Below are 22,757 nucleotides of genomic sequence, written 5' to 3'. Positions count from 1 at the left end.
TGCGCTATGACGGGTCGGGTTAAGATACGCGAAAGGGCTGCATGAAACAGGTTCAAGACTATATTCGCACGATTGTCGATTTCCCCCATGAGGGGATCATGTTTCGTGACGTGACGACACTTTTTGCCGATCCGCGCGGGTTTCGCATGGCGATCGACCAGATGCTGCACCCCTATGCTGGGATTGCGATTGATAAGGTCGTGGGGCTGGAGGCGCGTGGCTTTATTCTAGGCGGGGCGATTGCGCATCAGTTAAGTGTCGGCTTTGTGCCGATCCGCAAGAAGGGCAAACTGCCGGGGACCGTGATCAGCCAAGATTATAAGCTGGAATATGGCGAGGCCATCGTTGAGTTGCACGACGATGCGATCAAGCCCGGCGAAAAGGTTCTGGTGGTCGATGACTTGCTGGCCACGGGCGGCACGGCGGAAGCCGGGATCAAGCTAATTGAGCGCTTGGGGGGCCAGATCGTGTCTTGCGCTTTCATTATTGACCTGCCGGAACTTGGCGGGCGCAAGCGGTTGGAAGCGCTTGGAAAAGAGGTCCATGCGCTTTGTGCGTTTGAAGGGCTTTAGCTGCGCAGAACGGCGCCGGGGTTCATAATGCCCTTGGGGTCGAGCGCGGCTTTGATGGCGCGCATAGCCGCGAGTTTGGCGGGGTCACCGTAGCGTTCGAGGTCATCGACCTTGACGCGGCCCACGCCATGTTCGGCGCTGAAGGACCCGCCGACTTCATGCACAAGATCGTGGACGAGGCGTTTGACGGCGTCGCGTAGGTCTTCGTAGTCGGCGCGGGTTTTTCCTTTTGCGGGGAAGACGTTGTAATGCAGGTTGCCGTCGCCGACGTGGCCGAAGCAGTTGATGCGGAAGTCGCCTAGCGCGTTGAGCGCTTTGGTGGCGCGGGTGATGAAATCGGGGATTGCGCCCAAGGGCACTGAGATGTCGTGGCTGGAGACCGATCCGATCAGGCGGTTGGCTTCGGGGATGGTCTCACGGATGGACCAGAAGTCATGAGCTTGCTGGGCGTTTTGAGCGATGAGGCCGTCTGAGACGAGGCCCGCGTCGAGCGCCGCGGCGAAGAGGGTTTCGAGGGCAGCGTCGGTGTCGATCTCGCCTGGTGTGCCGATCTCGATCAGGACCGACCATTCGGGTGGGGTAGCGAAGGGTTGGCGGGTGTTTGGCAGAACCTCGTTAAGAAAATCGTAACCTTGGCAGTGCATCAATTCGAAAGCGCTGATCATTTCGCCCATGTGGTCGCGGGCAAGGGACAGGAGCGACAGCGCAGCGGTGGGGCTGTCGACCACCAGAAGCGCCGTGCCGCTGCGGGCCGGTCGGGCGTAGAGCTTGAGGGCGGCGGCTGTGATGATGCCGAGCGTGCCTTCGGCGCCGATCAGCAGATGGCGCAGGTCGTAGCCGGTGTTGTTTTTGCGCAAGCGGGTCAGGCCGTGCCAGATTTGACCGTCTGGCAGGACGGTTTCGAGCCCTAGGCAGAGGTCGCGGGCATTGCCGTAGCGCAGGACGCCGGTGCCGCCCGCGTTGGTGGAGAGCGTGCCGCCGATGCGGGCGGTGCCTTCAGCGGCGAGCGACAGCGGGAAGAGGCGGTTTGCGTCTTCGGCCGCGGCTTGGACATCGGCGAGGATGACGCCGGCTTCGGCGACCAAGACGTTCTCTTCGGGCAGCACGGCGCGGATGCGGCCCATGCGTTCGAGGGAGAGGATCAGGGGCGCGGGGCCTTCGCTGCTGATCTGACCACCGACGAGGCCGGTTCCGCCGCCGTAGGGGACGACCGGCACGCGGGCAGCATTGGCGGCGCGGATCAGGATGGCGACTTGGTCGGTGTCGCGCGGCAGGGCCAGCAGACCGCCCAGCCCGGCATAGCGACCGCGGGGTTCTTCGAGGTAGCGCGGTTCGGGGCGGCGCAGCACGTCATTCGGTAGTTGAGCGCGCAAAGTCTCAGCGAAGGCGGTGTCAGCAGGGTTCAATGTCATACCGCTTTGATCCTGCGCGAGACGGGAGGATGCAAGGGCAAAGCGTTGCGCGCACCTGCGGACATCTGTCGCCGAGATTTTAAATAAAAGGAGAATTGCACACTAAACATCATGTTTAAAAAAAACTACTCTGACGTTCGTCGCCCCTTCTGAACGTCAACCCGCCGCCGTGCGCCCGCGTCGGTCCTTGCGCAGCGCGGCATAGAGCACATGAGTGCGCCAGCGGCCATCGATTTGCAGGTAGCTTTGAGCAACGCCTTCGTATTTGAAGCCGGATTTTTCTAGCAACCCGCGAGAGGCTTGGTTTTCCGGCAGGCAGGCGGCTTCGATGCGCGACAGGTCAAGCCGGGTGAAGGCTTGATGCACCGTCGCCTCGATCGCCTCGCGCATGTAGCCTTGGCGGGCGAAGGGTTCGCCCGTCCAATAGCCCAAAGTACCCGACTGCGCGGGTCCGCGGCGGATGTTGTCGAGCGTGATCGCGCCGACGAGGTTTTGGTCGCTGCGCCGGATCAGGAAGAGCGGCATGGCATTGCCCGAAGACACCGAGCGCTGCGCCCAGTAGACGCGGTTGGTGAAGGCCTTGCGGGTGAGGTGATCCTCGGCCCAAGTCGGCTCCCAAGGGCGCAGGTAGTCGTTGCTGGCCCGGCGCAGAGCGGACCATGCGCGGTAGTCGGCGTGGATCGGTGGGCGCAGGGTCAGCCGTTCGGTTTCGATCCGCAGTTTGCGTCGGCCCAGCAGCATCAGGCGGCGCGTCTGCTGTGGAGGTCGTCCAGCGTCGGTGCGGCGTCGACGGGCCCGTAGAGGGCCAAAGCGGCGGGGGCTTGGGTCGCCATGCGTTCGGCGAAATCGCGCACGTCGCCTGTGGTCACGGCGTCGATTTGGGCCACGGTTTCTTCGAGAGGCGGTACGCGGTCCCAGATTTGGATTAGGCGGGCCAGACGTTCGGCGCGGTTTGAAGGGCTTTCGAGCCCCATGAGCAGACCTGCTTTCATCTGTGCGCGGGCGCGGGCGACTTCGGCGGGGGACATGTCGGAGGCGGCGCGTTTCATCTCGTCGATGGTGATATTGGCCAGTTCGGGAAGCTGTTCGGCGCTGGTGCCTGCGTAGATCGTGGTCATGCCGGTGTCAGCATAGGCGCCAGCTTGGGCGAAAATCGTGTAGCAGAGGCCGCGGTTTTCGCGGATCTCTTGGAACAGGCGCGAGGACATGCCGCCGCCCAAGGCAGAGGCGTAGATTTGCGCGATGTAGATGTCGTCGGAACGGTAGCCGGGGCTTTCAAAACCAAGCGCGAAATGGGCCTGCTCTAGCTGTTTGACCTGCCGGAATTCGCCACCCCCAAAACGAGCGGTATCGACTTCGTAGAGCTTTTTGGATGGCATGTCGCCGAAAAGGCTTTCTGCGAGTTTGACGATCTTGTCGTGGTCCACGGCCCCGGCGGCCGATAGAATCATCTGCTCTGGCCCGTAGTGGTCAGCGATAAAGAGTTTGAGATCGTCGCGTGAAAAGGCCGAGACGCGTTCGCTCGGTCCAAGGATCGTGCGGCCGATGGGCTGATCGGGGTAGGCTTGTTCTTGCAGCCAGTCGAAAATCACATCGTCGGGCGTGTCGAGGGCCTGACCGATCTCTTGCAGGATCACGCCGCGTTCGACTTCGACCTCCGATGGGTCCAGCACTGGGTTGCGCAGAATGTCGGCAATCACGTCGAGGCCGAGTGCCACGTCGTTTTCCAGCACGCGGGCGTAGTAGGCGGTGACTTCGCGCGAGGTATAGGCGTTGATATAGCCGCCGACGTCCTCAATCGCCTCAGCGATCTGTAGTGACGACCGGGTTGCGGTGCCTTTGAACGCCATATGCTCAAGGAAATGCGCGATGCCGTTTTGCTGCGGGGTCTCGTGGCGAGCGCCTGCGTTCACCCAGACACCGATGGCGGAGGAGGCCATGCCATCCATCTTTTCGGTGACGATGCGAAAGCCGTTCGGCAATGTGGTCTGGTTCAAGCTCACGCGGAGAGGTTTCCTTTGATATGCGCTTTGAGCGCGTCGAGGTCATTGGGCAGCCGGGTGAAACGCTCTTCCCGGTCGAAAAGGTTTGCCATGCGGGGCGGCAGCGGGGGTCGGATCCCAGTGGCGGCTTCGACGGCGTCGGGGAATTTGGCCGGGTGGGCGGTGGCGAGGGTGACCATCGGCGTGGCCGGGTCGCGCAGCTCGTCCGCAACTTTCACGCCGACGGCGGAATGCGGGCAGAGCAACTCTCCAGTCGTGCGGCGACGGTCAGCGATGGTGGCGGTGGTTTCCTCTTCGGACGAGCGACCGGAACGGTAGATGTCTTGCAGCGCTTGCATGGCCCCTTGGGAGACGTCGAAACCGCCCTGCCCCAATTCCTCCATCAATTGCGCCACGGCACCGGCGTCGCGGTCGTAGGCGTCGAAAAGGGCGCGCTCGAAATTGGAGGACACCTGAATGTCCATCGAGGGGCTGATCGACGGAGTCACGCCGCCTTTGTGATAGCCTTGGCCGGACAGGCAGCGGTGCAAGATGTCGTTCTGGTTGGTGGCGACGACGAGGTCTGCGATGGGCAGTCCCATGCGCTTGGCGATGTAGCCTGCGAAGATGTCGCCGAAGTTGCCGGTGGGCACGGTGAAGCTGACCTCACGCAGCGGCGCGCCGAGGCTGGTGGCGGCGGTGAAGTAGTAGACGACCTGCGCCAGTACGCGGCCCCAGTTGATCGAGTTCACCCCTGCCAGCCGCACGGAATCGCGGAAGTCGAAATCGTTGAACATGTCTTTGAGGCGGGCTTGGCAGTCGTCGAAGTCACCGTCGATGGCCAGCGCGTGGACGTTGGATTCCGAAGGCGTGGTCATCTGGCGGCGCTGCACGTCCGACACGCGACCATGGGGGTAGAGAATGAAGACGTCGACATTATCCAGCCCCTTGAAGGCTTCGATTGCGGCGGAGCCGGTGTCGCCTGAGGTCGCGCCGACGATGGTAACCCGTTCGCCCTTGCGGCCCAGAGCGGCTTGGAACATCTGGCCGATGAGTTGCATGGCGAAGTCTTTGAACGCCAGCGTCGGGCCGTGGAAGAGTTCCAGCAAGAAGTGGTTCGGGGCGAGTTGCACCATGGGTGCGCGGGCGGTGTGGCCGAAGCTTTCGTAGGCGCGGGCGATGATGGCGCGGAATTCGTCGTCGGTGAAAGTGTCGCCGATGAAGGGGCGCATGACCGTGAAGGCGACCTCTTCGTAGCTTTGGCCCTGCATGGCCGCGATCTGATCGGCGCTCAGCGTTGGGATGGTTTCCGGGACGTAAAGGCCGCCATCGCGGGCAAGGCCGGTCAGCATCGCCTCTTCGAAGGACAGAACAGGGGCGGAGCCACGGGTGGAGATATAGCGCATGGGGTCAGTCGACTTTCGGCGTTGCAGGGGCGCGGCGGCGGCGCAGGAAAAGGACGGTCATCGCCAGCCAGATGGCGGCGAGGGAAAACCAAGTGATCGCATATTGCAAGTGATCGTTGGGGATGCGGGCGGTATCAACGGGCAGCGGCGTGATCTTGGGGTCAGGGCCGGCACCTTCGCGGGCAACGACGAGGAGTGGTTCGGTATCAAGCGCCTCGGCCATGCGCGGCACGTCGCGGGCGAACCAGATGTTGCGGTCGGCGTCGGCCTCGGGCGTGAAACTGTCAACCTCTTGCGGCCATTGCAGATTGCCCGTGAGCGTGGCGGAGCCAGCGGGGTCAATGGCGTCTTTGTTCTTTGTCGGGGTGAAGCCGAGATCAATGAGGATGCGACGGCCATCTTCCAACGCCATCGGCGCGATGACACGGTAGCCAGCGCCCTTTTGCTTTTGGCTGACCAGAACATGTAGCGCCTCGGCCCCGACCTCCCCGCGCACGGTGACAGGCAGATAGGCGTCGGCTTCGGGGTCAGGCTGCGCTGGCAGGGCGACCGGGGCGGCGGTGATGCGGGCGTTGATGTCGGCGATGATGCCTTCTTTCCACGCCAGCCGCTGGACCTGCCATAGGCCAAGCCAGACAAGGATCGCTGCCCCGCCAAGACCGACGATGATGAAGAACAGGCTGCGCCGCATTCGAATCTCTCTGGCTGAAACGACAAACGCGCGAAGAAGGCTTCGCGCGTTTGGGTTTTAAGGGTGTCAGGCGCGGATGCAACCCCGCCCGGGACTTAGGGTGTGCCCCACATGTAGACGGCGAAGAAGAGGAACAGCCAGACCACGTCAACGAAGTGCCAGTACCAAGCCGCCGCCTCGAAGCCGACGTGGCGTTCGGGGGTGAAGTGGCCGCGCATGGCGCGCAGCAGGCAGACGAAGAGGAAGATTGTGCCGATCACAACGTGGAAGCCGTGGAAGCCTGTCGCCATGAAGAAGCTGGAGAAATACATGTCGCCGCCAAAGGTCCAATCCTCATGGACCAGCAGTTCGTAATATTCAAACGCCTGCAAACCGGTGAAGAGCACGCCGAGCACAACGGCGATGGTCAGCCCGGTGATCAAGTCCTTGCGGTTGTTCTCATGCGCCAGCGCGTGGTGCGCCCAGGTCACGGCACAGCCCGACAGCAGCAGAACCAGCGTGTTGATCAGCGGCAGGTGGAAGGCGTCAACCGCGTGGATTTCGGGCTTCACATACTCTGTCCCGGCGTATTCATACATCGGGTAGAGCGCTTGTTTGAAGAAGGACCAGAACCACGCCACGAAGAACATCACTTCGGACATGATGAACAGGATGAAACCATAGCGCAGGCCGATGCGGACAACGCCGGTGTGATCGCCTACTTCGCTTTCGGTTACGACCTCGGACCACCATGCGAACATGACATAGAGCGTGGCGACAAGACCGCCGAGGAACACATAGGGCGTGACGTCATGCATCCAAAGCACGGCGCCGCCCAGCATGGCGAATCCGGCCAGCGAGCCCAGCAGCGGCCAACTAGAGGCGGGTAGGATATGGTAGTCGTGGTTCTTTGCATGGGCCATGGTTGCGGGTCCCTCACCTTTGTTTAATCAGGTCGTTAATTTGTTGCTGTGGCGCTGTCCTGATCGAGGGCGGCATAGCCTTCGGGCAGGTCAATTTCGTAGAAGGTATAAGACAGTGTGATGGTATGTACAAACTTCCCATCGCGATCATCGACCATTTCGGGGTCGACAAAGAAGCTCACCGGCATCTGCACCCGCTCACCCGGCGCAAGCACCTGTTCGGTAAAGCAGAAACAGTCGATCTTTTCAAAGAACGGGCCGGCGGTATAGGGGGTCACGTTGTAGCTCGCCTGCCCCGCCACCGGTTTGTCGGTGGGGTTATAGGCCTCATAGAAGGCCAGACCGGTCTCGCCGATGCGCACTTCCATTTCGCGGACCACGGGTTTGAACACCCATGGCATACCGTCGTTGAGCGAGCCGTCAAAGCGCACCTTGACCGTCTGGTCGAGCACTTCGTCACTGCCGACGGAGACTTGGCCCGGCGTGCCGCCAAAGCCGGTAACCCGGCAGAACCAATCGTATAGCGGGACTGACGCCCAAGCCATACCGCCCATCAGCAGGACAACGCTGACGGTTTGCATCACTGTTTTTTGTGGACCGGAAAGTGCCATTACTGGGTCACCTCACGTTGATTGGGGGGGAGTTCGAAATCGGTTTGGGTAATTTTCACATAGGTCAGCGCCATCACCAGCACCACGAAGGCTGCCAGCATCAGGCCGACGCCGACATTGCGGCCCCGGCGGCGCTGATGCAGCTCGTGTTCGGGACGTATGCTCATTACCAGCCCCCCAGTCCAAAGGCGCGCAGGGCGGCTTCGCCCAAGATCGCACCAAAATGCAAAAACAGATAGGCCAACGACAGACGGAAGAACTTGCGTTCCTCGGCGTAGTCGTCACCCTCGGCCATCACCTCATCCCGTTTCCAGATGCGCCATGCGCCCAGCAGGAAGGCCGCGTTCAGCACCAGAGCCACGGCGAAGTAAAAGATGCCGCCAATCGCGGTAAAGGCCGTGCCAATCGCCAGCGCGGCCAGCAGCGCGGTATAGACCAGAATATGCAGACGCGTTGCCGGGCGACCGTGGGTCACCGTCAGCATCGGCACTTTGGCATCGTCGTAATCCGAGCGCATGAAGAGCGCCAGCGCCCAGAAATGCGGCGGGGTCCACATGAAGATCAGCGCGAACATCAGCCATGCTTCGACCGAGAAGCTACCCGTCGCCGCGACCCAGCCGATCACCGGGGGGAAGGCCCCCGCAGCACCGCCGATCACGATGTTCTGTGGCGTCAGACGCTTGAGCCACATGGTATAGAAAACCGCGTAGAAAAGGATCGTGAAGAGCAGCATCCCAGCGGCCAGCAGGTTGGTCGCCAGCCCCAGCATCATCACGGAAAGGCCCGAGAGGGCCACGCCCAGCACCATCGCCTCGCCCGGCTGCACCCGGCCCGCGGGGATCGGGCGGTTGCGGGTGCGGCGCATCACTTGGTCGATGTCGGCATCCCACCACATATTCAGCGCACCTGAGGCACCGCCACCAATGGCAATGAACAGGATCGCGGAGAAACCAACGACAGGATTCACGGAGACTGGCGCCGCCAGCAACCCCACCAGCGCGGTGAAAACAACCAGCGACATGACGCGCGGTTTCAGCAGAGCGAAATAATCCCCCAGCTGCGCGTCGTAATCGGTTGTTGGCGTATTGGTAATGTCAGTCATCCCCGAACCTTTCAGGTGAAACACGGGGCGTGCGCAATAGGCACGCCCCGCGGAACGGACTTACTTGGAAGCGACGGTCAACGGCTGTTCGATGCCCGCATATTCGGCTTTGGCTTTGCCCAACCATTCTTCATAAGCCTCTTCCGACACGACTTTCACGGTAATCGGCATATAGGCGTGAGCCTGACCGCAAAGCTCGGAACACTGACCGTAGTAGACGCCCTCTTGCTCTGGGGTGAACCACAGCTCTGCCAGACGGCCCGGCACGCCATCCTGCTTCACGCCAAAGGCCGGGATGGTCCAAGAGTGAATCACGTCGCTTGCGGTGACTTGGAACACGATGGTCTTGCCCACCGGCAGAACAATCGCAGTGTCAGTGGCCAACAGCCAATCTTCGCGGGTGTAGCCTTCACGCTCCAGCTTGGCGATCATTGCGTCATCCAGCACGAAGGGGGTCGCACCTTCGTCTTCGTCGCCCAGTGTGGCAGGTGCGCCGATCATATAGCTGTCAAAGCCGAACTCTTCGTCGACATATTCGTAGGACCAGTACCACTGGTTGCCAATCGCCTTGACCGTGATATCCGCTTCAGGAATTTCCTGCTGGCGGAACAAGATGGGGAGCGAATAGGCCCCGATCAACACGAGGATGAGAATCGGCCCAATTGTCCAAGCCACTTCGATCGGGGTGTGGTGTGTGAAGGACGAGGGCGTGGGGTTGCGCTTTCTGTTGTAGCGGAACATCACCCAAATGATCAGGGCGGTCACAAGAACGGTGATCAGCGTGATGATAACGAGAATCAGATAGTCGAGACTGTGCAGATCCCGCGCCACTTCCGTCACGGCGGGTTGAAAGCCGGTCGCGCCGTCAACAGGTCTGCCGATGACATCAAGCCCGTCAACGCGCAGGCTGTCCTGTGCCAGTGCAGGCAGGGCCGCAAGGCTGGCCATGAGACCGGAAAGGGGGAGTAGATGTTTCATATGTCGTCCTGATCTTGTGACCCTTGTGAAGCCGAAAAGACGCCCGAGGCGCGGCTGCGACGCGGTGCCGTTGTAATCCTGGATGCTTACAATCATATTCTGCGTACAAGATAAAGTCACATGCTTGCGTCATAGGGACGCGCATATGAGTTTTGTGGCAGCAAGTGAGGATATCTCCGATGAGCAGCGCCCCTTTCACCCCTTTCGAGGCCGATTTAGACCGAGAGACCGCTCTGAGCGTGTTGCGCGAGGCCGTGGCCGGGGCCGACGATGGAGAATTGTTCCTCGAACGTCGCCGCTCGGAAGCACTGGTTTTCGATGATGGGCGGCTCAAGACAGCAAGCTATGATGCCGCCGAAGGGTTCGGCCTGCGCGCGGTGCGTGGTGAGGTTGCGGGCTATGCACATTCGACGGAGTTGAGCGAAGCTGCGCTGCGCCGTGCGGCAGAGACCGCGCGCTTGGCCGTAGGCGATGGCGGCGGCACATGGGCCGACGCACCGCAGGCCAGCAACACGCGGCTCTATACCGACGAAGACCCCATCGCGGGCCAGAGCTTCCCGGTCAAAATCGACACGCTGCGCGAAATCGATGCCTATGCCCGCGGGCTTGATTCCCGCGTCGTGCAGGTTAGTGCTACGATTGCCGCCAGCATTCAGGAGGTCGAGATTCTGCGGCCCGAGGGCCATTCGGTGCGCGATGTGCGCCCCATGACGCGGGTCAACGTCTCGGTCATTGTTGAGCAAGATGGTCGCCGCGAAAGCGGTGGCGTTGGCGGCGGCGGACGGATCGGCCTTGATGGGATGCTATCACCTGATGATTGGCAGGCCAAGGTCCGCGAAGCCCTGCGCATTGCCTGTGTAAATCTGGACGCCGTCCCCGCCCCTGCGGGCGTGATGGACGTGGTGCTTGGTCCCGGCTGGCCCGGAATCTTACTGCACGAAGCCATTGGCCACGGTCTGGAAGGCGATTTTAACCGTAAGGGGTCCAGCGCCTTTGCCGGGTTGATGGGCCAGCGCATCGCCGCCCCCGGCGTCACTGTACTGGACGACGGCACGATCCCTGACCGTCGCGGCTCGATCTCTGTCGATGACGAAGGCACCCCTTCGGCGCGGAATGTGCTGATCGAGGATGGGGTTCTCGTGGGCTATATGCAGGACCGTCAGAACGGGCGGCTGATGGGCAGCGCCTCAACAGGCAACGGGCGGCGTCAATCCTTTGCGCATATCCCCATGCCGCGCATGACCAATACCTATATGCTAGGCGGCGATGCAGCTCCTGATGACATCGTGGCCGACCTGAAGGATGGGATTTACGCCGTCGGATTCGGCGGCGGACAGGTCGATATTACCAACGGAAAATTCGTGTTCTCCTGCACCGAAGCCTACCGGGTAGAGAACGGCAAGGTCGGCGCCCCGGTCAAAGGCGCGACCCTCATTGGCGACGGAGCCACGGCGTTGCAACAGATTCGCGCCATTGGCAACGACCCGACGCTTGACCCCGGCATGGGCAACTGCGGCAAGCAAGGCCAATGGGTGCCGGTGGGCGTCGGGCAACCGACATTAATGATCGGCGGATTGACCGTCGGTGGCGCGGCCAAGTGAGCACCCGCATGAGTTGAGGCAAATGGGCGCTGAATCATTTACGAGTTGTTAAGCACTAAATCTTATACCTGATTCTGCAACGGACGGAGCTTCGGGATGACTGACAAGGACCTACATCCTTCTTCCACTCACCCCCCACTCCCACCCACCCAGGAAGATGAACAGTTTGCCCGTCTTCGTCTGTTGCGCTCGCGCCGGGTCGGCGCTTCGACGTTTAAACGTTTGCTGACCGAACATGGCACTGCGCAAAACGCGCTGGCCGCGCTGCCTGAGGTGGCGCGCGCCGCGGGCCTCTCTGACTACAGCATATGCCCCGAAGGCGTGGTACAGGCCGAACTGAACGCGGCCCATGCCGCCGGGGCACGGCTGCTGGTGCAGGGCCAGCCGCCCTACCCTGAGCTGTTGAATGACCTCCCCGATGCGCCGCCCTTCCTCTGGGCCATCGGCGATCCAAGGTTGCTGACCCGTCCGATGCTTTCGATCGTGGGGGCGCGCAATGCATCGTCATTGGGGCTGCGCATGGCGCGGCGCTTGGCCGAGGATTTGGCGCAGGCGGGTTTTGTCATCGTCTCTGGCCTCGCACGCGGCATAGATACCGCTGCCCATGACGCGGCGCTGAAGGACGGCACCATTGCTGTGCAGGCGGGCGGGGTCGATGTGATCTACCCGACAGAAAACGCAGCGCTCACCGCCCAGATCGGCGAACACGGTCTGCGCCTGTCGGAACAGCCGATGGGCCTGCGGCCCATGGCGCGACATTTCCCCAGTCGCAACCGCATCATCTCTGGCCTCAGCCGCGCCACCCTGGTGGTCGAAGCCGCGGCACGTTCGGGCAGTCTGATCACCGCACGCGATGCGCTGGATCAGGGGCGCGAGGTGCTGGCGGTGCCGGGACATCCGCTCGATGCGCGTGCGGCGGGCTGCAATATGCTTGTCCGGGACGGGGCGGTGTTGGTGCGCTCAGCGGCGGATGTGCTCGACGTGCTGTCTGAATTGGACAGCCCCGGCCCTGCAGGCAGGCCTCCGGCGGACAAGACATGCGCGGCACCTGTCCCCCCTGCCCGTCCGCCCAGACCAAGCCGCAGCCTGCGGCAGGTGGCCAAACTCCACGCACAAATCCTCTCTCGTCTCGGCCCGGCCCCCGTTGCCGAAGACCAGTTGATCCGCGACCTTCAAGTGCCAAGCACCGAAGTCACCCCTGCTCTTGTCGATCTCGAACTGGAGGGAGAGATCGAACGACAGCCCGGCGGTTTGCTCAGCCGTATCGGATGAAAAGCTACTACCACGGGGCAAGCCGTGGCAGGCGATTTCCCCTCTCATGCGTCCCTTGGCCGGAGCGCCGCAATCCCACGTTGCCGACCATCTGCATTGACAATCACCCCCACCATCCCACATGAGACAGCGCAAAGCCGCCCCCAATTTTGATCCAAGGTGCCTGTATTTATGCCCGTCGTCGTTGTCGAATCCCCCGCCAAGGCCAAAACGATCAACAAATATTTGGGCGACGATTACACCGTTCTTGCCTCCTACGGCCACGTTCGTGATTTGCCGCCCAAAGATGGATCGGTCGACACCGATGCTGATTTCGACATGAAGTGGGAAGTCGCCAGCGACAGCAAGAAACACGTCAAAGCCATCGCCGACGCGCTGGCGAACGACAACGCTTTGATCCTCGCGACTGACCCCGACCGCGAAGGCGAAGCGATCAGCTGGCACCTGCAAGAAGCGCTGACCAAGCGCAAATCAATCAAGAAAGACACGCCCGTCAGCCGCGTCGTGTTCAACCAGATCACCAAAAAGGCCGTGACCGAGGCGATGGAGAACCCGCGCCAAGTCGATATGCCACTGGTTGAGGCCTATCTCGCCCGCCGCGCATTGGACTATTTGGTGGGCTTCAACCTTTCGCCGGTGCTCTGGCGCAAGCTGCCCGGTGCGAAGTCGGCGGGCCGGGTGCAATCGGTCACCCTGCGCCTGATCGTTGAGCGTGAGATGGAGATCGAAGCATTCCGCCCCCGCGAATACTGGTCGGTCAAAGCGCTGCTGGCGACGCCACGCGGTCAGGAGTTCGAGGCGCGTCTGGTCTCACTCGCCGGAAAGAAGCTGGAGCGTTTCGATCTGGCCGATGCGACCCAGGCTGAAATGGCCGTGCAGGCGATCACCAGCCGCGCGCTGAAGGTCATGAATGTCGAGGCGAAGCCTGCGAGCCGCAACCCGTCGGCACCCTTTATGACCTCCACCCTGCAACAAGAAGCCAGCCGGAAGTTTTCCATGGGCGCGCGGCAAACGATGTCGACGGCGCAACGCCTCTATGAGGCTGGACACATTACTTACATGCGAACCGATGGCATCGACATGGCGCCCGAAGCGGTAAGCATGGCGCGTGATGCGATCAAGGAGCGTTTTGGCGCGGATTATGTGCCGAAAGAGCCGCGCATTTACAAAAACAAAGCGAAGAACGCTCAAGAGGCACACGAATGTATCCGCCCGACGGATATGACCAAGGACGCCAAAGCGCTGAAGCTCGATGCCGATCAGGCGAAGCTTTATGATTTGATCTGGAAGCGCACACTCGCCTGCCAGATGGAAAGCGCGCGGTTGGAGCGCACGACGGTTGAGGTCGGCAGTGAGGACGGTCAGGTTGGCTTGCGTGCCAACGGTCAGGTTGTGCTGTTTGACGGATTCCTGCGCGTCTACGAAGAAGGCCGGGATGATGTGGTCGATGAAGACGACAAGCGTCTGCCGCAGATCGACAACGGCGACGCGATGGACAAACGCGGCGTCACGCCTGAGCAACATTTCACCCAGCCCCCGCCGCGCTATACTGAGGCCACGCTGGTCAAACGCATGGAAGAACTGGGCATCGGCCGCCCGTCGACCTACGCGAGCATCGTCACCACAATTCAAGACCGCGAATATGTGCGCAAGGACGGCAACCGTTTGATTCCAGAAGATAAGGGCCGTCTGGTGACAGCCTTTCTTGAGAACTACTTTCGCAAATACATCGGCTATGATTTCACCGCCGATCTGGAAAACCAGCTCGATAAGGTCAGCGCGGGCGATGCCGCCTATAAAGAAGTGCTGCGCCGCTTCTGGCAGGATTTCTCGGCAGCGATTGCCGAGACCTCAGAGTTGCGGATTACCGAGGTGCTGGAAAAGATTAATGAGGTGCTGGAGCCGCATCTCTTCCCGCCCACCGAAGACGGCAGCGATCCGCGCCTCTGCCCCAACTGCGGGCTGGGCCGCCTCTCGATGCGCACCGCGCGTTCTGGTGGCGCCTTTATCGGCTGCTCAAACTACCCCGAATGTCGCTACACCCGTCCCTTTGGCCCGCCTGATCCTGAGGCCGAAGCCTCTGCCATTCCGCCGGATGGCAAGCTTTTGGGCGAAGATCAGGGCGATGAGATTCGCGTTTTCAAAGGCCGCTTTGGCCCATACGTGCAGCGCGGCCCGGTGACAGAAGAAAACAAGAAACCGCCGCGCCAGTCGATCCCCAAGGATTGGCCTGCCGAAGAGGTGACGCTGGAACAAGCGGTGATGCTGCTGTCTCTACCCCGTCAGATTGGCCCCCACCCCGAGGACGGGGTGATGGTCTGGTCCAACATCGGGCGCTATGGGCCTTACATCAAACATGCGGAAAGCACCTCGGACCGGGGTGGCACCAATGCCAACCTCGAAAGCATCGACGAGGTCTTTACCGTCGGCATGAACCGCGCGGTACAACTGCTGGCCGAGAAGGTCGCCAGTCGCGGCGGCCGTGGCAAAGCGGCCAAACCGATCCGCGAGATGGGCGAGCACCCTGATATGGGCGGCGCGGTCAATGTGATGGAAGGCAAATACGGGCCTTATGTGAAGTGGGAAAAGGTCAATGCCACAATCCCGAAAGAGATCGAACCGGCAGATCTGACCATGGAACGTGCGGTGGAGCTGATCGAGGAAAAGCTCGCCAAATCCCCCGCCAAGCGCAAGGCCGCGACAAAAAAGAAAGCACCCGCCAAGAAACCGGCAGCTAAGAAACCAGCGGCAAAGAAGACCACGGCGAAAAAACCTGCGGCGAAGAAAGCTCCTGCGAAAAAAGCGGTGGCCAAGAAACCAGCCGCGAAAAAGGCCGAGGCCAAAAGCGACGAGGCCTAAGCCAGGCGAAACAACCGCGCCTTCTCGGCGCGGTTCCGCCTGTCCTGCGACGTTGCATCGCATATCATGAATATGTGATTTGCCTTTCCCTTATGGGTTTCCGATCAACCGAGCGGCAAGACCAATAGGAAAGGCAGCAATATGTCAGGCATGAAATTTACCCGGCGTCGCGTGCTCGTAACCAGCGGCGCGGCGCTGATGACCCCCTCGATCCTGAGCGCACAGGAAGTGGGCCAAGCCGCCCGCGAGTTCTCCAACGAAGCACCCGTATCGCGCAACGCGTCGAGCTTCTCGACGCAGCGTTGGCAGGATCACTTTGACACCCTCGGCAAAGGCGCCATCGTCGCCGACACCACCAGCCGCGCGCTGCATTACTGGAGCGCGGACGGTCAGACCTATAAGGTTTACCCCACTTCCGTTCCCGCCACCGAAGAACTGACCAAACGCGGCTATACGGAAATCGTGCGCAAGAAGGTTGGGCCGGACTGGACCCCGACCGCCTCAATGATGGAGCGTTTCCCGCATTACAAATACATGCCGCCAGGCCCAGATAACCCGCTTGGCACGCATGCAATGTATCTCAGCTGGCCCGCCTATATCATCCACGGCACCCACGACACGCGCAAGATCGGGCGCCGGTCCTCGGATGGCTGTATCGGTCTGTATAACGAGAAGATCGAAGAGCTTTTCGGCATGTGCCCGATCGGCACACAGGTTCGGATTATCTAATCCCTTTTGCGGGCGGCCCCGCCTTGCGTAGCTCCACGTAATTGACACTGCGGCAGCGCAGCGTCACATATGGCGCAACGTAACCAAGGGGAGGTCGCCCGTGAAGAAAATCTATGGATCCGCCGCCGAAGCGCTTGAAGGCGTGTTGACGGATGGCATGTTGATCGCCGCCGGGGGCTTTGGCCTTTGTGGCATTCCTGAATTGCTGTTGCAGGCGATCAAGGACAATGGGGCCAAAGACCTTACCTTTGCCTCCAACAACGCGGGCGTCGATGATTTCGGCATCGGCATCCTGCTCCAGTCGCGGCAGGTCAAGAAAATGATCTCCTCCTATGTCGGTGAAAACGCAGAGTTCATGCGCCAGTATCTGTCAGGCGAGCTTGAGCTTGAGTTCAACCCCCAAGGCACCTTGGCCGAGCGTATGCGCGCCGGTGGTGCCGGCATTCCGGGCTTCTACACCAAGACCGGCGTCGGCACCCAGATCGCTGAAGGCAAGGAAGTGAAACAGTTTGGCGGTGAGGATTACATCCTCGAAGAAGGCATCTTTGCTGATCTGTCGATCGTGAAAGCATGGAAAGCCGACGACACCGGCAACCTCGTCTTCCGCAAGACCGCGCGCAACTTCAACCCGCCTGCAGCCATGTGCGGTAAGGTCTGTATCGTCGAGGTCGAAGAGATCGTCCCCCGCGGCAGCCTCGACCCCGATAACATCCACCTGCCGGGCATCTACGTGCATCGCATCATTCAAGGCGAGCATGAGAAACGCATCGAAAAGGTCACGACACGCAAGCGGGAGGACGCATAATGCCCTGGGATAGAGATCAAATGGCTGCCCGCGCGGCAGAAGAGCTTGAAGACGGCATGTATGTGAACCTTGGCATCGGTATCCCGACGCTGGTGGCGAACTACGTGGGCGACAAGGACATCACGCTTCAGTCCGAGAATGGCATGTTGGGCATGGGCCCCTTCCCTTACGAAGGCGAGGAAGACCCTGACCTCATCAATGCCGGCAAGCAGACCATCACCGAGCTCAGCCGCACCGCCTATTTCGACAGCGCCATGTCCTTTGGCATGATCCGCGGCGGCAAGATCGCGGCGGCGATCCTTGGTGCCATGGAAGTGGCCGAGAACGGCGATCTGGCGAACTGGATGATTCCCGGCAAGCTGGTCAAAGGCATGGGCGGCGCGATGGACCTCGTCGCAGGTGTGCGCAAAGTGATCGTTGTCATGGACCACCAGAACAAAGCCGGTGAGTCGAAGCTGCTGAAAGAATGCACCCTGCCGCTGACCGGTAAAGGCGTGGTTGACCGCATCATCACCAACCTCGGCGTGCTTGATGTGGTCGAAGGCGGCCTAAAAATCGTCGAATGTGCCGATGGCGTGACAGAGGATGAGCTGCGCGCTGCGACCGAAGCCACCATCGTCTAAGCAAGACCTCCCCCGCCCCCTCTTTTTTGGCCGAAAATACTTGGAGGGGGTCCGGGGGAGGAAATCCCCGGCAGCGCACAACAGACGCCCCGGTCAGTTCATTGCCGCAAAAACGCAACCATCGCTGATCAGTTCAGGGGGCGTTTTGCACAGCCCTTTTGCCACTTGAAACGCCGCCAACACCTTTGGCACATAGTCCCGAGTCTCGGCAAAAGGCGGCACTCCTGCGTGTTTGCGCACGGACCCCTCCCCCGCGTTATACCCCGCCAGCACGAGAATCGGATCGCGGTCGAATTCGCCCATCAGCCAGTCGAGGTATTTCACCCCGCCTGCGATGTTGTCGCCCGGGATCATACTGTCCGCGACACCAAAACGTGCGGCGGTGGCGGGCATCAACTGCATCAAACCCTGCGCCCCGGCCCGGCTCACCGCCTCGGTCTGCCCTGCGGATTCGACGGTAATCACCGCTAGAACCAGAGCCGGTGACACCTGTGTGCCGACCGTCGCCCGCAATATGTCGATGCCGTTACGCCCTGCGATGTCCTGCATATGTTGCAACCTTGGCGAAGGCACACGCGCCCCCGCCCGGGCCAACGCGTCCAGCGCAGGGGCCAGCCTGCCAGCCTCAGCACGGTCGGCAGCGGGCGATATTTTGTCCCAAAACCAATCGAACTGCCCCGCGGCCAAAGGCGCGATCGCCCCCGATGGGCTGGCTACCACCGCAGGCCCCGTATCGACCTTTGCAGCGGCCTTGGCGCGGGCAGCAGGGTCAATCTGAACCGTAATACGCTTCGCGCCCCGTTTCGGCGGCGCAACGCGTTTGGCTGAGAATTCAGGAAAGGGTTTCGGCCCCTCGGCCCAAGACACAGTGGGAAAAGGCGCACTGCACAGCGCCGCGATCAGCGTGAATGCGAAGACTCGATACATCTGCCTGCTCTACCTAACGTCTTATGCGTTTTGCATGTGCAATATTCCATGAATCGGGGAATCGGGCCAGCCATTCGCACATTAGATCGTGGCGGTTTCGCCGTATTTAGCCCCAAAGCTTAGCTAGAAGGGCCTGCTAGAGTAGATACCTAATGTTTTTATATATTGAAATCAGTCAACTATAAGATTCTTCGAAAAAACCGGCGCCTAAACCAAAAAGTCACATTTGCCGCCAAATTCGCGCCCTAATCCCAAGGCTATATAGGGTCATACCAAGTCGGACAGCCTCAGATGAGAGACCGGGGCAGACAAGACGGCGAGGTTAAAAACCTTAAAGCAAATGATCCTTGGAGGGACATGACATGATGAACTTTATCAAAAACTTCCGCAAAGACGAAGACGGTGCTGTGACAGTTGACTGGGTCGTTCTGACCGCTGCTGTTGTGGGTTTGGCGGTTGCGGCTTTCACTACTATCAATGATAGCACAGTTGCGCTGGTTGACGGAATCGGAACTGACCTGGGCACGGCCGCTACGGAAGTCGCAAAGCACGACCAATAGAGCCAAGACCCTATTTACGACATGCCTAAGCCGAAGGGGCGCTTCCCGAAAGGGTATGCGGCCCCTTCCTTTTCGGCTATGAATTAGGTTCTTGCAGGGACATCTATGTGCAACTTTCTCCAAAAATTCTTTGGTGATCAGAGCGGCGGAGCAACTGTAGATTGGGTCGTGCTGACTGCTGCCATAATTGTGCTACCGATTTTGGTATCGGGCGTCATTTCGAGTCCTGTCTTTAGACTTATTGAATATATCCACAGAACGCTCGCCGGCTGATCCTCGAACGACATCGGGACCCAAATCCTGCGACACTCCTTCGCATCGCCCCCATGCCGACCAAATCTCGTCACATTTAACTGCTAGGTTGCTTGGTGACAAAGGCGGGCTCAGACCCGCTTCCTTAGCAAAGAGGTAACAACATGCGAGCCGTATTCGGATTGGTCCTTTTGGTAGGTATCGCACTTGCCGGTGGGGCCGTTTATTTGGCGAAAGACCAGATCGCTCAATATCAGGAGGCCAACGCCCAAGCGCAGGCCGCGCTGGCGCAGATGGTGCCGACGAAGACCGTTTGGGTGGCGGACAAGCCGCTAAAATACGGCCAACCGCTAACCCGCGAAGACGTGCGGGAGGTCAAATGGCCCGAAGACGCGATCCCCGAAGGCAGTTTCCTGGCTGAGACAGAACTCTTCCCCGAGAACACCCGCGAGCGGCGCGTTGTCCTGCGCAACATTGAAAAAGACGAAGCGATTCTGGCCGTGAAGGTCACCGAACCCGGTGAGGATTCGGGGCTGACATCGCGTCTGGCGCGCGGCATGCGGGCCTTCACCATCAAGGTTGACGTCTCCTCCGGTGTGTCCGGCTTCTTGCGCCCCGGCGACAAGGTCGACGTTTACTGGACAGGCAGTGTTAACATTGGCGGTCAGTCCAGCAATGGCGACGTCACCAAGCTGATCGAATCCGCTGTGCCGCTGATTGCGATTGACCAAAGCGCCGACGCGCTGGTGATGGAGGAAGCCTCGATCGCCAAGACCGTAACCGTCGCCGTAAACCCGCAGCAGGTAGCCGCCTTGGCTCAGGCGCAGTCAACCGGCAAACTGTCCCTCTCGCTGGTGGGTGTGAATGACGATACCGTCGCCGAGGCGATTGAAGTCGACCAACGCTCGCTTCTGGGCATTCAGGCTCAGGAAACCATCGCCGAGGTTGCCAAGGAGAAAGTTTGCACCATCCGCACCCGCCGTGGCGCAGAAGTTGTACAGATCCCAATTCCTTGTACGAACTAAAACGATAACAAGTGCTTAATAAACGCATCATAGAACGCCGCAGCCTCCTGCGGCGTTCTGCGTTTTTCGGGGCTGTTGCCAATTGCCCACATGCATTGCACCGGCGAAGCGCTTGATTCTTGCAATAAAATTGGAATTGCCCCAGAGTGACCGCAACGAAGGGCGCAAAGACCCATCCTGAGGCGTGATCAAAAAGGCAGGTCACATGAAAATCGACAGATTTCTAAAAGCAGCTCTTGTTGGGCTGACACTGGGTGCGATGCCACTGGCCGTCGGCCTGACCAGCATGGCGACCGCAGATACCTTGCGCGTGGTCAAACGTGGCACGACCTCGTCGCTTGACGTGCCGATGAACCGCGCGGTGGTGGTGGAAAGCGACATTCCTTTCGCAGAACTCAGCATCGCCAACCCCGGCATCGCAGACATCTCTTCGCTGTCGGATCGCACCATCTATGTCTTGGGCAAGTCCCCCGGTTTGACGACCCTGACGCTGCTTGATGCATCAGGCCAGTTGATCACCAACGTCGATGTGCGCGTGGCGGCAGATGTGTCGGAGTTCAAAGAACGTCTGCGGCAAATTCTGCCAGGCGAGAAGATCGAAGTGCGCACCGCCAATGATGGGATTGTGCTGTCAGGCGTCGTGTCCTCGACCCAGCGGTTGCAGCGGGCGCTGGATTTGGCCGAACGCTATGCGCCCGAACGGGTCAGCAACTTGATGAGCGTCGGTGGCATTCAGCAGGTAATGATGAAAGTGCGCTTTGCCGAAATGCAGCGCAATGTGTCGAAATCGCTCGGCTCGTCATTAGCGTTGAACGGTGCCATTGGCGGCACTGGGATCAACGGCGGGACCGGCACGACAAATACGTCGGGCGGCGTTGGCAATTCGCTGGGTGGCACGATCCCCTCGGTGAACCAAAACGCAGGCGCGGTGCTGTTTGGCTTTAACGCAGGGTCCACTCAAGTGGGCATCCTGTTGGAAGCGCTTGAGGCCAAAGGCGTAGTACGTTTCCTTGCGGAGCCGAACCTTGTGGCCCTGTCGGGGCAAGAGGCTAAGTTCCTTGCCGGTGGTGAATACCCGGTGCCGGTGGCGCAATCGGGTGATCGCATTTCGGTGGAGTACAAACCCTTCGGCGTCGAGCTGGCATTCGTACCACGGGTTGTGGACAAAGACCTGATCAACCTAGAAATGAACGCCGCCGTTTCGGCGATTGACCCAACCAATAGTGTCGCTTTGGGCAATGGCGTCGAAGTGTCTGCCTTTACCCGCCGCGAAACCTCAACCACTGTTGAGATGCGCGATGGGGAGAGTTTTGCCATTGCGGGCCTGCTGACGGATGATTTTACAGACAATTCGCGGCAACTGCCTTGGATTGGCGATGTTCCGGTTCTCGGCGCGCTGTTCCGTTCGGCGGATTACCAGCGCAGCCAGACCGAGTTGGTCATCATCGTGACTGCGCATCTGGTCAGCCCGACCCGGGGTGAAGCGCTTGTTCTGCCGACCGACCGCATCAAACCGCCAAGCGAAAAGGATCTGTTCTTGCACGGACGCACCGCTGCCGACACGCGCACGCCGCGCAAAGGGGCTGCGGGCGAAGTGGCCAAGCAGGATTTCCAAGGCTCCTATGGCTATGTACTGGATTGATCAGATGACATTGATGACAGCCAGCCCCCTCAAACTGATCGCCAGCGCCGCCGCTTTGGCCGGGATCGCCGCCTGCGCCCCTACCAATGATCCGGTCTATACCCAGTTTCACCGCGAAGCAGGCTCGATTGTCGACACTGGGCAATTTGGCAATGCCACGCTGCACAATCGTCAGGTCATGACGGGCGAGAAACGCGTGACCTATGACATGGCGAATCGGTTCGCCAGCGAAGTGCGCTCGACCGTGACCTTTGCGTTCAATTCGGCTCAGCTCGACGCCACCGCACAGGCCATTCTGCGCCAGCAGGCCGATTGGATACGCCAGTTCCCCGAAATGCGTTTCCGGGTTTACGGTCACACCGATCTGGTCGGCTCTAACGCCTATAACCGCGCGCTTGGGCTGCGTCGTGCGAAGGCGGTGGTGTCTTACCTCAGCACTTTGGGCATTTCCCGCAGCCGTCTGGAAGCGGTTGTTTCCTATGGGGAAACCCAGCCGTTGATCGTGACGCAGGGCCGTGAGCGGCGCAACCGGCGTACGGTGACAGAGGTCAGTGGATTTGCGCGCGGTCATGGGCAGCTGCTGGATGGGAAATACGCCGAAGTGATCTACCGCGAATATGTTGCCAGCGCCGCCCCTGCGTCGACGCTAAGCTCCATGGCAACAGGTGGCGGTGGCGGTGAGTAACGCCCGTCGATAGCGACCGTAAAAACCTCCCGCGCGCCCTTCCGGGCCGCGGGATTTTTTATGCCGTGCATGTCCGCGGCGCCATGTCCAATCATCCGCGAAAAACGGGATCGTTTCACAA

Annotated in this window: 22 protein-coding genes; 11 read left to right on the top strand and 11 right to left on the bottom strand. The window is 60.5% G+C overall.

Annotated features, from left to right (window positions below; translation table 11 throughout):
- Positions 1–41 precede the first annotated feature (41 nt).
- A complete protein-coding gene (locus HTT03_RS11565; protein ID WP_174859933.1) occupies positions 42–572 on the top strand; it encodes an adenine phosphoribosyltransferase in 531 nt (176 codons plus the stop codon).
- Here the strand turns inward: HTT03_RS11565 and HTT03_RS11560 are convergent.
- The 10 genes from HTT03_RS11560 to coxB all read right to left on the bottom strand — a co-directional run bounded on the left by HTT03_RS11560 (position 569) and on the right by coxB (position 9,656).
- Positions 569–1,984 (bottom strand): FAD-binding oxidoreductase, encoded by a 1,416-nt coding sequence (locus HTT03_RS11560; protein ID WP_174859932.1) that lies wholly within the window; start codon positions 1,982–1,984, stop codon positions 569–571. The genes HTT03_RS11565 and HTT03_RS11560 overlap by 4 nt on opposite strands.
- A 156-nt stretch (positions 1,985–2,140) precedes the next feature.
- Positions 2,141–2,725, bottom strand: a complete 585-nt coding sequence (locus HTT03_RS11555) for a GNAT family N-acetyltransferase (protein WP_174859931.1) — start codon at positions 2,723–2,725, stop codon at positions 2,141–2,143.
- On the bottom strand, positions 2,725–3,987 hold the full coding sequence (locus HTT03_RS11550; RefSeq protein WP_174859930.1) for an insulinase family protein: 1,263 nt from the start codon (positions 3,985–3,987) through the stop codon (positions 2,725–2,727). Before HTT03_RS11550 ends, HTT03_RS11555 begins: the two co-directional genes overlap by 1 nt.
- A complete protein-coding gene (thrC, locus tag HTT03_RS11545) occupies positions 3,984–5,372 on the bottom strand; it encodes a threonine synthase (protein WP_174859929.1) in 1,389 nt (462 codons plus the stop codon). The genes HTT03_RS11550 and thrC overlap by 4 nt, the downstream gene beginning before the upstream one ends.
- Positions 5,373–5,376: 4 nt before the next feature.
- On the bottom strand, positions 5,377–6,063 hold the full coding sequence (locus HTT03_RS11540; RefSeq protein ID WP_174859928.1) for an SURF1 family protein: 687 nt from the start codon (positions 6,061–6,063) through the stop codon (positions 5,377–5,379).
- A gap of 95 nt (positions 6,064–6,158) precedes the next feature.
- Positions 6,159–6,965 (bottom strand): cytochrome c oxidase subunit 3, encoded by an 807-nt coding sequence (locus HTT03_RS11535; RefSeq protein WP_174859927.1) that lies wholly within the window; start codon positions 6,963–6,965, stop codon positions 6,159–6,161.
- A gap of 35 nt (positions 6,966–7,000) precedes the next feature.
- Positions 7,001–7,576, bottom strand: coding sequence for a cytochrome c oxidase assembly protein (locus HTT03_RS11530; protein ID WP_174859926.1), 576 nt, complete (start codon positions 7,574–7,576; stop codon positions 7,001–7,003).
- Positions 7,576–7,743, bottom strand: coding sequence for a cytochrome C oxidase assembly protein (locus HTT03_RS11525; protein ID WP_174859925.1), 168 nt, complete (start codon positions 7,741–7,743; stop codon positions 7,576–7,578). Before HTT03_RS11525 ends, HTT03_RS11530 begins: the two co-directional genes overlap by 1 nt.
- Positions 7,743–8,678, bottom strand: a complete 936-nt coding sequence (gene cyoE, locus HTT03_RS11520; RefSeq protein WP_174859924.1) for a heme o synthase — start codon at positions 8,676–8,678, stop codon at positions 7,743–7,745. Before cyoE ends, HTT03_RS11525 begins: the two co-directional genes overlap by 1 nt.
- A 60-nt stretch (positions 8,679–8,738) precedes the next feature.
- Positions 8,739–9,656 carry a cytochrome c oxidase subunit II gene (gene coxB / locus HTT03_RS11515; protein ID WP_174859923.1) on the bottom strand — a complete coding sequence of 306 codons (918 nt, stop codon included), beginning with the start codon at positions 9,654–9,656 and terminating at the stop codon, positions 8,739–8,741.
- A 179-nt stretch (positions 9,657–9,835) separates the two neighbouring features.
- On the opposite strand from coxB, the gene tldD reads away from it, so the two are divergent.
- The 6 genes from tldD to HTT03_RS11485 all read left to right on the top strand — a co-directional run bounded on the left by tldD (position 9,836) and on the right by HTT03_RS11485 (position 17,545).
- The gene (gene tldD / locus HTT03_RS11510; protein ID WP_174859922.1) at positions 9,836–11,257 is read left to right on the top strand and encodes a metalloprotease TldD; all 1,422 of its coding nucleotides are present in this window, start codon (positions 9,836–9,838) and stop codon (positions 11,255–11,257) included.
- Positions 11,258–11,353: 96 nt separating this feature from the next.
- Positions 11,354–12,529 (top strand): DNA-processing protein DprA, encoded by a 1,176-nt coding sequence (gene dprA / locus HTT03_RS11505; protein WP_174859921.1) that lies wholly within the window; start codon positions 11,354–11,356, stop codon positions 12,527–12,529.
- Positions 12,530–12,700: 171 nt separating this feature from the next.
- A complete protein-coding gene (gene topA / locus HTT03_RS11500; RefSeq protein ID WP_174859920.1) occupies positions 12,701–15,388 on the top strand; it encodes a type I DNA topoisomerase in 2,688 nt (895 codons plus the stop codon).
- Positions 15,389–15,529: 141 nt separating this feature from the next.
- On the top strand, positions 15,530–16,117 hold the full coding sequence (locus HTT03_RS11495) for a L,D-transpeptidase (RefSeq protein ID WP_174859919.1): 588 nt from the start codon (positions 15,530–15,532) through the stop codon (positions 16,115–16,117).
- 100 nt (positions 16,118–16,217) lie between these two features.
- On the top strand, positions 16,218–16,922 hold the full coding sequence (locus tag HTT03_RS11490; protein ID WP_174859918.1) for a 3-oxoacid CoA-transferase subunit A: 705 nt from the start codon (positions 16,218–16,220) through the stop codon (positions 16,920–16,922).
- Positions 16,922–17,545: a CoA transferase subunit B gene (locus tag HTT03_RS11485; RefSeq protein WP_174859917.1), complete on the top strand. Its 624-nt coding sequence runs from the start codon at positions 16,922–16,924 to the stop codon at positions 17,543–17,545. The genes HTT03_RS11490 and HTT03_RS11485 overlap by 1 nt, the downstream gene beginning before the upstream one ends.
- Before the next feature lie 93 nt (positions 17,546–17,638).
- Here HTT03_RS11485 and HTT03_RS11480 read toward each other — a convergent pair whose 3' ends face one another.
- Positions 17,639–18,472 (bottom strand): lytic transglycosylase domain-containing protein, encoded by an 834-nt coding sequence (locus HTT03_RS11480; protein WP_174859916.1) that lies wholly within the window; start codon positions 18,470–18,472, stop codon positions 17,639–17,641.
- A 362-nt stretch (positions 18,473–18,834) separates the two neighbouring features.
- Here HTT03_RS11480 and HTT03_RS11475 point away from each other — a divergent pair, with 362 nt between their 5' ends.
- From HTT03_RS11475 to HTT03_RS11460, 4 genes are all read left to right on the top strand, one after another.
- The gene (locus tag HTT03_RS11475; protein ID WP_174859915.1) at positions 18,835–19,032 is read left to right on the top strand and encodes a Flp family type IVb pilin; all 198 of its coding nucleotides are present in this window, start codon (positions 18,835–18,837) and stop codon (positions 19,030–19,032) included.
- A 416-nt stretch (positions 19,033–19,448) separates the two neighbouring features.
- The gene (gene cpaB / locus HTT03_RS11470) at positions 19,449–20,309 is read left to right on the top strand and encodes a Flp pilus assembly protein CpaB (RefSeq protein ID WP_174859914.1); all 861 of its coding nucleotides are present in this window, start codon (positions 19,449–19,451) and stop codon (positions 20,307–20,309) included.
- 205 nt (positions 20,310–20,514) lie between these two features.
- Positions 20,515–21,951 carry a type II and III secretion system protein family protein gene (locus HTT03_RS11465; protein WP_174859913.1) on the top strand — a complete coding sequence of 479 codons (1,437 nt, stop codon included), beginning with the start codon at positions 20,515–20,517 and terminating at the stop codon, positions 21,949–21,951.
- Positions 21,938–22,636: an OmpA family protein gene (locus tag HTT03_RS11460; RefSeq protein ID WP_174859912.1), complete on the top strand. Its 699-nt coding sequence runs from the start codon at positions 21,938–21,940 to the stop codon at positions 22,634–22,636. The genes HTT03_RS11465 and HTT03_RS11460 overlap by 14 nt, the downstream gene beginning before the upstream one ends.
- The last annotated feature ends 121 nt before the right edge of the window (positions 22,637–22,757 follow it).

The sequence above is a fragment of the Sulfitobacter maritimus genome (assembly GCF_013346665.1).
Taxonomy (GTDB): domain Bacteria; phylum Pseudomonadota; class Alphaproteobacteria; order Rhodobacterales; family Rhodobacteraceae; genus Sulfitobacter; species Sulfitobacter maritimus.
Note: the sequence above shows the minus strand (reverse complement) of the source record. Positions and strands in the feature narration are given on the sequence as shown.

Bases quoted from the DNA above. Each gene is read 5' to 3' on its own strand.
- HTT03_RS11565 (WP_174859933.1), top strand. From the start codon at position 42: ATGAAACAGGTTCAAGACTATATTCGCACGATTGTCGATTTCCCCCAT.
- HTT03_RS11560 (WP_174859932.1), bottom strand. From the start codon at position 1,984: ATGACATTGAACCCTGCTGACACCGCCTTCGCTGAGACTTTGCGCGCT.
- HTT03_RS11555 (WP_174859931.1), bottom strand. From the start codon at position 2,725: ATGCTGCTGGGCCGACGCAAACTGCGGATCGAAACCGAACGGCTGACC.
- thrC (WP_174859929.1), bottom strand. From the start codon at position 5,372: ATGCGCTATATCTCCACCCGTGGCTCCGCCCCTGTTCTGTCCTTCGAA.
- HTT03_RS11540 (WP_174859928.1), bottom strand. From the start codon at position 6,063: ATGCGGCGCAGCCTGTTCTTCATCATCGTCGGTCTTGGCGGGGCAGCG.
- HTT03_RS11535 (WP_174859927.1), bottom strand. From the start codon at position 6,965: ATGGCCCATGCAAAGAACCACGACTACCATATCCTACCCGCCTCTAGT.
- HTT03_RS11530 (WP_174859926.1), bottom strand. From the start codon at position 7,576: ATGGCACTTTCCGGTCCACAAAAAACAGTGATGCAAACCGTCAGCGTT.
- HTT03_RS11525 (WP_174859925.1), bottom strand. From the start codon at position 7,743: ATGAGCATACGTCCCGAACACGAGCTGCATCAGCGCCGCCGGGGCCGC.
- cyoE (WP_174859924.1), bottom strand. From the start codon at position 8,678: ATGACTGACATTACCAATACGCCAACAACCGATTACGACGCGCAGCTG.
- coxB (WP_174859923.1), bottom strand. From the start codon at position 9,656: ATGAAACATCTACTCCCCCTTTCCGGTCTCATGGCCAGCCTTGCGGCC.
- tldD (WP_174859922.1), top strand. From the start codon at position 9,836: ATGAGCAGCGCCCCTTTCACCCCTTTCGAGGCCGATTTAGACCGAGAG.
- dprA (WP_174859921.1), top strand. From the start codon at position 11,354: ATGACTGACAAGGACCTACATCCTTCTTCCACTCACCCCCCACTCCCA.
- topA (WP_174859920.1), top strand. From the start codon at position 12,701: ATGCCCGTCGTCGTTGTCGAATCCCCCGCCAAGGCCAAAACGATCAAC.
- HTT03_RS11495 (WP_174859919.1), top strand. From the start codon at position 15,530: ATGTCAGGCATGAAATTTACCCGGCGTCGCGTGCTCGTAACCAGCGGC.
- HTT03_RS11485 (WP_174859917.1), top strand. From the start codon at position 16,922: ATGCCCTGGGATAGAGATCAAATGGCTGCCCGCGCGGCAGAAGAGCTT.
- HTT03_RS11480 (WP_174859916.1), bottom strand. From the start codon at position 18,472: ATGTATCGAGTCTTCGCATTCACGCTGATCGCGGCGCTGTGCAGTGCG.
- HTT03_RS11475 (WP_174859915.1), top strand. From the start codon at position 18,835: ATGATGAACTTTATCAAAAACTTCCGCAAAGACGAAGACGGTGCTGTG.
- cpaB (WP_174859914.1), top strand. From the start codon at position 19,449: ATGCGAGCCGTATTCGGATTGGTCCTTTTGGTAGGTATCGCACTTGCC.
- HTT03_RS11465 (WP_174859913.1), top strand. From the start codon at position 20,515: ATGAAAATCGACAGATTTCTAAAAGCAGCTCTTGTTGGGCTGACACTG.
- HTT03_RS11460 (WP_174859912.1), top strand. From the start codon at position 21,938: ATGTACTGGATTGATCAGATGACATTGATGACAGCCAGCCCCCTCAAA.